The 4,168-nt window shown below is 36.2% G+C and carries 6 protein-coding genes; all 6 read left to right on the top strand.

Going from position 1 to position 4,168, the window contains the following annotated elements; genetic code table 11:
* The first annotated feature begins 353 nt into the window (after window positions 1–353).
* The 6 genes from AB4Z33_RS30310 to AB4Z33_RS30285 all read left to right on the top strand — a co-directional run bounded on the left by AB4Z33_RS30310 (window position 354) and on the right by AB4Z33_RS30285 (window position 4,165).
* Window positions 354–614: a CPCC family cysteine-rich protein gene (locus AB4Z33_RS30310; protein ID WP_442053463.1), complete on the top strand. Its 261-nt coding sequence runs from the start codon at window positions 354–356 to the stop codon at window positions 612–614.
* 161 nt (window positions 615–775) lie between these two features.
* Entirely contained in the window at window positions 776–1,384 is a 609-nt protein-coding gene (locus tag AB4Z33_RS30305) for a DUF4259 domain-containing protein (protein ID WP_442053462.1), read from the top strand.
* 256 nt (window positions 1,385–1,640) lie between these two features.
* Entirely contained in the window at window positions 1,641–2,009 is a 369-nt protein-coding gene (locus tag AB4Z33_RS30300) for a DUF7674 family protein (protein WP_442053461.1), read from the top strand.
* 277 nt (window positions 2,010–2,286) lie between these two features.
* On the top strand, window positions 2,287–2,940 hold the full coding sequence (locus tag AB4Z33_RS30295) for a hypothetical protein (protein WP_442053460.1): 654 nt from the start codon (window positions 2,287–2,289) through the stop codon (window positions 2,938–2,940).
* Between the two features lie 130 nt (window positions 2,941–3,070).
* Window positions 3,071–3,541, top strand: a complete 471-nt coding sequence (locus AB4Z33_RS30290; protein WP_442053459.1) for a hypothetical protein — start codon at window positions 3,071–3,073, stop codon at window positions 3,539–3,541.
* A 297-nt stretch (window positions 3,542–3,838) separates the two neighbouring features.
* Window positions 3,839–4,165 carry a GNAT family N-acetyltransferase gene (locus AB4Z33_RS30285; RefSeq protein WP_442053464.1) on the top strand — a complete coding sequence of 109 codons (327 nt, stop codon included), beginning with the start codon at window positions 3,839–3,841 and terminating at the stop codon, window positions 4,163–4,165.
* The last annotated feature ends 3 nt before the right edge of the window (window positions 4,166–4,168 follow it).

Genomic DNA, 4,168 nt, shown 5'->3' with positions numbered 1-4,168 from the left:
ATCTTTCTGCTGATTATGAAAGAAATAAAGACTATATTATTTTTAGATTCATTGAAGGAAACAACAATCATAAGTTGGCATTTAAGACATATAACATTTACGACTATGAACGAATCATTAACTTGCTAAAATATGAGAAAAAGTAAATGAAACTATTATAATTGTACGGCAGMGTAAAACTCCTGTAGCTGGCTAATACGATCAGCTGCCTTATTGTTAAACTATCGGCAGAGGAAGGAGTGTTTAATCACTACGGGAATATCTAAAAATATTAATGTGTTTACGAAGTACGCTAATATGATGTTATGGGAATTGACGGCGAGTAAGTTCAATTAAGAAAGTAGAGGCCAAAGATGATGAGATTACAGTGCCCTTGTTGTGAGTATTTCACTGTTGAAAGTGATGATGAGGTAATTGTAGATATTTGTGATGTTTGTTTTTGGCAATATGATGCTGTTGCTCATGATTCACCTGATAGAAATATTGGTGCAAACCATATTTCATTGACACAGGCAAGAGAAAACTATAAAAAATTTGGGGTATGTAAAAAGGAATTTATAGATAAGGTTCGAGAACCATTAGATAAAGAACTGCCTATAAACAACTTACAATAAGGTGTTAGCTAACAGGAAACAAAGATTGAATAATGTAAGTATTTCAATCAAGGCGCTGACATCCTATAACACGATATTCACGCATCGGGTATTCGCCCTCGGTCCCAGAAGCGGATTCGGAGAAGTAGTTGCTGCGGACACATCCGACTTCGTCGAACGTCGTGAATACAACAACGTTATGCGAAACCAACGAGAGAATATTAAAATCAATATTTCAAAATGAAGGTGATATATTGGGAGCTTGGGGAATTAGAACTTTCGAAAACGATAGCGCATTTGACTGGATTGATGAATTTGAAGAGCATAAAGATTTATCTATGGTGATGATTAAGTTTTTAGAATTTAGTAGGGAATACAATAAAGATAGAAATGAAATTATTGATAGTGAAATCTCTGCCGAAGTATTAGCAGCGGCAGAGATTGTTTCAGTACTATTAGGTAAGCCGGGAATTAATGTTCCGAATAGCCTAGCAAAATGGCTTATTAAGAAAAAAAATTATGACAGAGGTTTAGTAAATCTATTTAATAAAATTATTAATAGCGAAGGTATTGTTAGTGACGAGACTAGATCAGCTTGGAATACATTTTCTAAAGAAGAGAAGTGGGTAGATGTTCTTGAAAGTTTATCCGATATCGCGGTTAGTAATATCGAATTAATCATTGATAAGTCTGAGCTGAAAGAATTGTGGCAATCAAGTGATAGTTATGAAGAGTGGATCAAGGAAGTTAATGACCTAAAATTCAGATGCCTAATTCAAAAAAATTCGTAAGAGATTTGTTTGTATTTCATGTTGTCGTTGGCATCGCTTAACACCGTATTCATACATCGGGCCATTCAGCCCTCGGTCAGGCAGATGGAATTCGGGGAAGTAGAAGCAGCCGGACACGTCCATCCCCCTAAGATAAGAGCTTTCTAAGGGGGATGGACGTCGTGAACAAACAAACGTTAGCAGAAACCTCTGTTAAGAGCGATGTTGAAGATCAGGATTAAACCTATAAAGCATTACTACTAGAGGAGTTGGTAGTTTGAGTAATAAATCGGAGGAATTTTTTAAAGTGATGTTGGAATTCTTACCTTCAACAAGTAAAGAGTATATAAAATCAATTGAATATTACGGTGAGGTATTAGAAACTGTCATAATTGAAAATATACTCATGCCATACATAATTATGCTTTTAAAGGAGAATAGAAACACCAAGCTGTTAGAAAGTATATTTGATTATTTTGAAGAAGTATCTAATTGTAAAGATGATCACCTAATTAACGTTTTTTCAAGTACTGTATTAGAAATATTAGGTAACGATAAAACAATTCTTGGAGTGGCGCGAAAATATATGGGACCTAAAACTATAAAACTTCAAAAAGAGGCTGATAGAGGATTAGGTAGAATCTAATCAGGGCTCAGTTGAAGGGCTAAAGTTAAAGGGATTGTCAATAGATCGAAGAGGACAGAGGCATCTGCTAACACGATATTCACGCTTTGGGTCATTCGGCCCTCGGTCCGGACCGAAGTTGAGAAGCCAGGAAGCGGAGTCAGCCAGACACATCTGCAAGACCAATCTCGCTTTGCGAACCGGTGTGATGGATGGCTACGCCGATCCGAGCAGTCCCTTAAGTCTTTCGACGTCGTGAATACAAGAACGTTAGCTGAAACCATTGCAAATCATTGAAATGATGGTGAACTCTATGTGGTTAGGGATAAAAAACTACCAACCAGATTTTTGTGAATTAACAAATCAATTAATTGAGAAGCATAGGAAAAAACTTTTGATTCTTAAAGGTGATCAGATTAAAAAAGTTTTTATACTGTGGAACAATACAGAGGATGAATGGTGTAAAGTTGCACCGATCGTACTAACTACTAAGACAACTCAAATTGAACTCTGTGCAAATAAAATTAATGAGTACAGTATTACTTATGACACTATAGTTTTAAGTGAAGAAATTGAGCCATCAGATATGGGAGATGGTGAGATATGGCATTATGAATGGAGATTGTATACTCAGGGAGACTATACAAATTCAAAAATAATAGATGCTGAGATTATTGAGTTACTATTTAAGACAACAACAATACACGACAAAGACAATCCAGAGAACAATGGAAATGAATACGAAGATTGGTTATTGCATGGAGTAGGGTTTGAATTAGATAGTGGATATATATGTTTTTATAACGAGTTTGATAGTAACGGAATAGAACTGTTTAAAGAAAAAAGGGAAGAGATAAGATATATTACTTTGAATTTATTCGAAGAAGGCAAGGCATCAGCTAACAACCATATTCACGCATCGGGCATTCGCCCTCGGTCCGGCAGAAGATAGATGTAAATTCGAAGAGGTATTTTAGTACACAAGGAAGCGGGATCAGCCGGACACATCCGCACCGACTAAGTGCATCGCGCCCGGCGACTTCGTCGCCTCAAGTCAGCAAAGAAACGAAGGGAGAGAGAGTATGGCACACATGGGTTGCCTATGTGGGAATAGATTATCAAATTCTTTGTGTCCAAATGATGTACAAATTCGAACTTATAGGATTGAACAATGGGAAGAAGCATTAGCTAAAAATTTAGATGTATATTACATTAAGGACCTGGATATTTGGTATTGCAAAAAGTGCGATAGATTTTATTACTTTCAATACGAAGGAAGAAATCACATAAGAACGATTACTTATAAGTTGCTGAAAGTGGTTTATCAAGATAGTAGATCATGTAGATGTACCCCAAAGCTCTACCGTGAATATATGGTTTACACAGATATTGAGTTGGATTCTATTACAAATGAAAGTAGTAAGGTGAGAGATCTACCAACTCCACGTCTTGAAGTGAAGCAGTGCAAGAGTTGCAATCGTGTAACTGTTAAAGAAGAGAATAAATATAAGATTTTCAAAATGGAACGCGTTAGTCAAATCAAGGAAGGCTGATGCATCAGATAATACTATATTCACGCTTCGGGGCATTCGCCCCGCGGTCCGGACAGATGCAACTAGCAGGGAAGTGATTACAGCCGGACACATCCGATTTCGTAGGACGTCGTGAATACAAGAGCGTTATCTAAAAGTGCATAAGTCTGAAACAAAGGAGAGCTTGATATGTTCATTTCAAATGCAAATAGATCTGATTTGCCTAGCATTCTTCAACTACAATATGAAGCCTATCAAAGTGAGGCGGAGATTTATCAAGAGATCATTCCGCCATTAATGCAAAATTTAAGCTAATTAATCGATGAATTTAATGAAGGAATATTCTTAAAAGCCGTTATAGAAGATGTTATTGTAGGATCGGTCAGGGCTGTAATTCAAGATGGAGTTTGCGTAATTGGAAAATTAATAGTAAATCCAGATTATCAAAACCAAGGGATTGGAAAGCGATTAATGAAGGAAATTGAAGAGACGTTTAGTCAGGTTAAGAGAAAGGAGCTTTTTATAGGACATAAAAGCATAAAAAATATAGAGCTGTATCAGAAATTAGGATATCAGAAATACAAAGAAAAAGAAGTTAACGAAAATCTCAAATTGATATACATGTATAAAGAGGATAGAGTGTAGTTC

Source organism: Paenibacillus sp. 2TAB19 (assembly GCF_052115185.1).
Lineage (GTDB): Bacteria > Bacillota > Bacilli > Paenibacillales > Paenibacillaceae > Pristimantibacillus.
Note: the sequence above shows the minus strand (reverse complement) of the source record. Positions and strands in the feature narration are given on the sequence as shown.